Genomic DNA, 6,295 nt, shown 5'->3' with positions numbered 1-6,295 from the left:
GCCGGAGATGCTGCCGGAGAACAGCGTCTGCTGGGCTGACCAGCCGTTGGGGTTGGCGGGGTCGCTGGAGGTGCGGTAGGAGAAGGCGGTTCCGCCCCACTGGTAGGCGAGCACCCAGATGTTCTTCGGGGCGAAGTAGAACAGCGTGGGCGCGACGGTGCCCGAGGACATGGCGTTCTGACCGGCCGAGGCCATGTCGGACCAGTTGGTGAAGGGGCTGAAGTTCATCGAGCCCCATTTCGTCCCGGTGTCGTGGGTGGTGGCGTAGACGAGATGCCTGCCGTTGTAGGGGGCGACGGTGAAGTCCTTGAGCGAGACCCAGCCGGACTTCGGGGTCGCCAGCGCGCCGGTCGAGCTCCAGCGGTACGACGACGGAAGGTCGCATCCCGGGTTCTGGGTGCCGCCGTCGACCTTGACGAGCTGCCATTGCTGGTTGGCGCCGCCCCAGTCGTCGTACTGGACGATGTTGGCGCCGTCGGCGGTGGAGGCGCCCTGGACCTCCAGGGCCTTGTTGCTGTGGCGGGAGATGAACCGTACGTAGCCGTCGGAGCTGTCGGTCAGGCGCCATTGCTGGTTGTTGCCGTTGAGGTCGGCCCATTGGACGATGGCGCCGCCGTTGGCGGTGGAGAAGTTGTAGACGTCCAGGACTTTGCCGGAGTGGCGGGACTTGATCCGGTAGTAGCCGCCGCCGGAGTCGACGAACTGCCATTGCTGCTGGTTCTGGTTGTTCCTGGTCCATTGGGTGATGCGGCCGCCGTCGGCGGTGGACAGGTTGTAGACGTCCAGGGCCTTGCCGCTGTTGCGGTTGACCAGGACGTACCAGGCGTTGGTGTCGACGGTGGCCGCGTCGGCGGGCTGTGTGGCGATGAACAGGCTCACCAGTAAGGTGGCCACCGTCGCCAGGACGGTCAGGAATCGGAGTCTCACGTTTGCGCCTTTCGGTCAGGGGGTGGTGAGGTCGAAGCGGCGTACGGTGATCGCGCCGCCGAGGGACTGGGTGGCGTAGTTGAAGATCCCGAAGCGGTAGCCCATGAAGAACTGCCAGGCGTTGTTCAACGTGAAGGCCGGGCCGAGGCTGGTGAAGGTGCTGCCGTCGGTGCTGTAGGAGAAGCGGGCCGCCCTGCCGGAGCCGGGCCGGATGTCGGCGTTGACCCGTAGCCAGATCCGGCCGCCCGAGATGTTCGCGCTCGCCGCCTCGGTGCCGGTGCCGGTGGTCTGCCAGGAGCCGTTCATGGTCAGGCCGTTGGTCATCACGACCCGGTTGACGCCGTTGTCGCGTTTGACGCCGATCCAGGCCGACTGGTCGCGCAGCATCGCCAGCCCCGAGCGGTCGCCGTTGGCCATCTGGGAGTAGTCGAGCTCGATCGTCGACGTGGAGGACGGGCCCTGGATGCGGTGGGTCAGTGTGTTGCGCGCGTTGTAGAGGTCGCCTGTGACGGTCGCGGTCTGCAGGCGCAGGCCGTTGCCGGTGGAGAAGCGGCCGGTGTCGGGGTTGTGGTTCCACTCCCAGCGAGGGCCGAGCGCGGCCGAGGTGAAGGTGTCCGGGCCGGTCATGGACGCCACGGTGCGGCTGGTCTGGATGTTCGGCTTGGGGTAGGCGGCTCCCCAGCCTCCGTTGACGGTCTGCACGTTCGGCCAGTCGCCGGTCCAGGTGATCGGTGCGAGCGCCGGGACGCGTCCGCCGGGGTAGGCGTCGACGAACGCCATGTAGTACCAGTCACCGTTCTGGGTCTGGACGAGCCCGCCCTGGTGCGGGACGCCGCCGCCGGAGATGGGGCCGGGCAGGTCGAGCAGGACCTGGCGCATCTCGTACGGGCCCCACGGCGAGGTGGAGCGGAGGACGTACTGGCCGTTGGCGGGGCGGGTCAGCCAGATGTAGTAGTAGCCGTTGCGCTTATAGAAGCGGGAGCCTTCCAGGGTGCCGATGTTGCTCGGCGTCTGGAACACCTGCTGGCTGCGCACCTGGCTGAGGCCGTCGGCCGAGAGCTGGGCCACGCTGATGGTGCTGTTGCCGTAGGCGACGTACATGGTGTCGTCGGAGTCGATCAGCAGGCCGGCGTCGTAGTAGCAGTTGTTGATCTGTGAGCGCTTGGTCCACGTGCCGTCCACGGCGGAGGCGGTGTAGACATAGGTCCGGTTGAACTCGACGCAGCCCATCCAGTAGTAGGTGCTGTTGCTGGGCCGGTAGTTCAGGGTCGAGGCCCAGATTCCCTTGACGTACGCCCGGCCGCCGTTGAGGTCGTAGGCGCCGGAGCCGAAGTCGAGGCGCGGCACCGAATGTCCGGCGTACTCCCAGTCGACCAGGTTGTAGGAGCGCAGGATCGGCGCGCCGGGCGAGTAGTGCATGGTCGAGGCCGAGTAGTAGTAGGCGTCGCCGACGCGGATGATGTCGCCGTCGGCGAAGTCCTGCCAGACGACCGGGTTGGCGTAGCCGCCGTCGCCGGTGACCGGGACGAGTTGCCATTGCTGGTTGGCGCCGCCCCAGTCGTCGTACTGGACGATGTTGGCGCCGTCGGCGGTGGAGGCGCCCTGGACTTCTAGTGCCTTGTTGCTGTGGCGGGAGATGAGCCGCACGTAGCCGTCGGAGCTGTCGGTCAGCCGCCATTGCTGGTTGTTGCCGTTGAGGTCGGCCCATTGGACGATGGCGCCGCCGTTGGCGGTGGAGAAGTTGTAGACGTCCAGGACCTTGCCGGAGTGGCGGGACTTGATCCGGTAGTAGCCGCCGCCGGAGTCGACGAACTGCCATTGCTGCTGGTTCTGGTTGTTCCTGGTCCATTGGGTGATGCGGCCGCCGTCGGCGGTGGACAGGTTGTAGACGTCCAGGGCCTTGCCGCTGTTGCGGTTGACCAGGACGTACCAGATGCCGGTGTCGACCGTCGCGGCCGACGCCTCCTGAGCGGTGAGTGCCACGGCCACGACAAGCAGGGCCGACAGGGCCGCGAGGACGCGCCTCACATGAACCTCCAGAGATTGTCGTTCGAGCCGTCGTCGTCTGCGAGCACGACCTGCGCGCCCTGGGAGGTGCCCGTCACACCGAGGACCCGGCCGCCGTTGGCGCACTGCACACGGAAGGCGGCACCCGCCCAGTGGCGCAGCCGCCAGCGATGGTCGGCGGTGCCGTTGTCCGTCCACTGCACGACACGCGACCCGGCGGCGGTGCCCATGTTCTCCACGCCGAGCACCTTCTGGCTGTTGCCGTTGCGCAGCCGCAGGTGGCCGCCGGTGTCGACGATCGCGGTCCACAGATGGTCGGCGGTGCCGGTGTCGCCCCACTGGACGACGAGCGCGCCGTCGGCCGTGGACATGCCGGTGACGCCGAGCACCATCCCGGTGCCCACGTTCTGGAGGCGTCGCGCGCCGTTCGGCACGAACCGCCACTGGTTGTCCGGGCTGCCGTCGTCGGGGACCTGGACCACCTGGGCGCCGTTGGCGGTCGAGCCGTTCTGGACGCCGAGCAGCTTCGAGCTGTTGACGTTGCGGATCTTGACCGAGCCGTCGCCGACGTCGGTGACCGTCCAGCGGTGGTCGGCGGTGCCGGTGTCGCCCCACTGGAGCACCCGGGCGTTGTCGGCGGCCGACATGTTCTCGACGCCGAGCACCTTGCCGCTGTGCACGTTGCGGAACCGCAGGGCGTTGCCGTCCGCGACCGGGACCCAGTCGTGGTCGGCGGTGCCGTTGTCGGTCCACTGGAGGGCCGGGCCGCCGTCGGCGGTGGACATGTTCTGGATGCCGAGAACCAGCCCGCTGGCCGCGTTGACCAGCCGGAAGCTCGCCGTGGCGGTGGCGCCCTGGGTGTTCCAGTAGACGACGTAGTTGTGGTCGTACGCCTCGTGGAACGGCCCGAGCCGCACCGGCGCGCCGTCCGCCGTGGCCGTGAAGGTCAGGGAGGAGGCGCTGGTCCGGGTGATCGATGAGGGGTTCAGGGCCGGGGCCGACGACAGGCCGGTGTCGCCGTAGTCGCCCGACAACACGACCGGACCGTAGGTGACGGCCTGCACGCCGGGGTTGTCATCGGCGGCCTTCATGATCACCCGCATGGGCAGGCGCACGGTGACGGTGTCGCCGGACGACCACGTCCGGGTGAGATCGGCGTAGCTGCCCGGCGTGGTCGCGATGTTCTGCTGGACCCCGTTGACGCTGATCGTCGCGCCCTGGGTCCAGGCCGGGATGCGGACGCGCATCGTCCACGATCCGCTCGCGTTCCCGGTGACCTGCAGCGACGTGGTCTCGCCGGCCGGGTAGGAGGTGGTCTGGGTGATCGTGATGCCGCGCGCGCTCCAGTCGAGGGTGGAGGGCACGAACAGGTTCACGTACAGAGTGGTGCCGTTGTGGAAATAGATCGAGTCGGTCAGCTTGGTGTTGGTCTCGATCCCGGTGCCCTGGCAGCACCAGAACGAGCCGTAGTCCGTGCTCCAGGTGCCGCCGCCCCAGGCCGGGCCGACGCCTCGCCGTCCGCCGGGGTTGAGCGGGGTGAAGTACGTGACGTGCCCATGGGCGTCCGCCGGGTTCTGCTGGCCGATCAGGTGGTTGAGCAGGGCGTTCTCGTAGTAGTCGAAGTAGTCGGCCCGGTTCGGGGACAGCAGCCACAGCTCCCGGGTCAGCTTGAGCATGTTGTAGGTGTTGCACGCCTCGCCGGTGTCCCTGGTCAGGTAGGAGGCGATCGCGCCGGGGGCGCGGAAGTGCTCGGCCTGGCTGTTGGAGCCGTTCACGTACGTGTGCGCGCCGACCGTGATGGACCAGGCGTTGGCGGCGATGTCGCGGTACCGGGTGACTCCCGTCGCCTTGTACTCGCGGGCCGCTCCGATCCACTTGGGCACCTGGGTGTTGGCGTGCAGGCCGTTGAGCTGGTCCTGGCCGGCGGCGAGCGGGTTGAAGACGGCCGCGTGGTCGAACCGCTGGGCCGTGGCCAGCCAGCGGGAGTCGCCGGTCGCCTGGTACAGGTCCGTCAGCACGGCGTTCATGCCGCCGAACTCGGTGCCCAGCATGGCCTGCGTCTGGCTGGAGGTGAGCCGCGAGGTACGGGCGTCCACCCATCCGGCAAGGGCCAGCAGCACGCTCCTGGCCTGGGTGTCGCCGAGCTGCCGCCAGACGTCCAGCAGTCCGGCCAGGGTCTTGTGCAGGCAGTAGTAGGGCACGTTGCCGTTGCTCAGGGTGCGGTTCTCCAGTGCCGTGATGTCCGATTCGGGGAAGCCGGACAGATAGCCGGCGGTGAATCCGGCGGCGCCGTTGTTGGCCTGGCATCTGGCCAGTTCGGCCACCATGTACGTGGCCTTGTCCCGGCAGGTGGTGTCGCCGAGCACGGCATAGGCCTGCGCCCAGGCCGTCAGGAAGTGGCCATGAACGTGTGATCGGAACGGGAAGCCGGGCGCGTCCCAGCCGCCGTTGGCCGCCGCGCCGCCGGTCGGCAGCCGGTGGTTGGCCCGGAAGACGTAGAGCAGCCGGTCGACGTCGACGTAGCGTAAGTAGGCGAGAGCGCGGTTCTGGTTGTCCAGCAGGCGTCCGGAGGTCAGCCGGACCTGGCCGAGGTCGAACTCGTAGGCCGAGACGCCGATGTCGGGTCTGGCCTGGGGGAGTGCGGCCAGGGCGGGTGATGCGCCGGCTGCCTGGCCGACGACCGTGAGCGCGGCGGTCGCGCCCGTGGCCTGGAAGAGCTGACGACGGCTCAAGGACATGCGGAGCTCCTTGGGGATCGGGGGGTGAAGGGCTGTGGCAGGTCACGTACGCAGTGGATGCAGCCTTCCTGGAGGTGGTCGCAGGCGGAGATACGCCACTCCGAGTGTTAGCGCTAACATTGACCTTCGCAAGCTGCTCGCCCGCTTGTGTTGAGGAGTTGTCGCGGAGTACATCGGACGGTCGGGTCCGGCGTCAACAAGCGCCGCTCGGCGCCGGCCGGGCGTTTCCGTCAGAACGCGTTCCCGTCTGGAGTTTTGCCCGCGCGGGGATCGCTCTGGACTACTCGTGCGGATGAAAGTTTCATGCTCCCGGCTCTTCTGCGCCCCCTCCGAACCGGCTGACGCGTCTGGCATGCGCGCGGCGAGAAGGACATCCGCCGCTCGGGCGGCCTGGGTGCGGCTCACCCTCCCCCCGAGCCTTGCATCGAGGGGAGGGGCGCAGCGGCGGTGCGGTCAGCGACTGGAGCCGGTCCGGGTCACCGGGCGCCGGAGCGACCGGCGGTGCGGCTCACGCGGTGGCCGGGTTGTAGGTCCACTTCTGGTTGGTGCCGCCCGAGCAGGTGTAGAGCTGGAGCCCGGTGCCGTTGCCGGTGCCGGCGCCGATGGCGTCGAGGCAGAGCCCG

General features: G+C 68.6%; 4 protein-coding genes. All 4 read right to left on the bottom strand.

Annotation, left to right across the window (positions count from 1 at the left end; all coding sequences use genetic code 11):
* The coding region (locus ACWCSU_RS52585) for a non-reducing end alpha-L-arabinofuranosidase family hydrolase (protein ID WP_449945159.1) at positions 1-927 on the bottom strand (927 nt) is incomplete at its 3' end.
* A 15-nt stretch (positions 928-942) separates the two neighbouring features.
* Positions 943-2,955, bottom strand: coding sequence for an RICIN domain-containing protein (locus tag ACWCSU_RS52580; RefSeq protein WP_449945156.1), 2,013 nt, complete (start codon positions 2,953-2,955; stop codon positions 943-945).
* The gene (locus ACWCSU_RS52575) at positions 2,952-5,672 is read right to left on the bottom strand and encodes a beta-L-arabinofuranosidase domain-containing protein (RefSeq protein WP_449945154.1); all 2,721 of its coding nucleotides are present in this window, start codon (positions 5,670-5,672) and stop codon (positions 2,952-2,954) included. The genes ACWCSU_RS52580 and ACWCSU_RS52575 overlap by 4 nt, the downstream gene beginning before the upstream one ends.
* A gap of 508 nt (positions 5,673-6,180) precedes the next feature.
* A partial coding sequence (locus ACWCSU_RS52570; protein WP_449945162.1) for an RICIN domain-containing protein occupies positions 6,181-6,295 on the bottom strand: 115 nt, incomplete at its 5' end.

Source organism: Nonomuraea sp. NPDC001699 (assembly GCF_053596455.1).
This window is presented reverse-complemented; position numbering and strand designations above follow the sequence as displayed.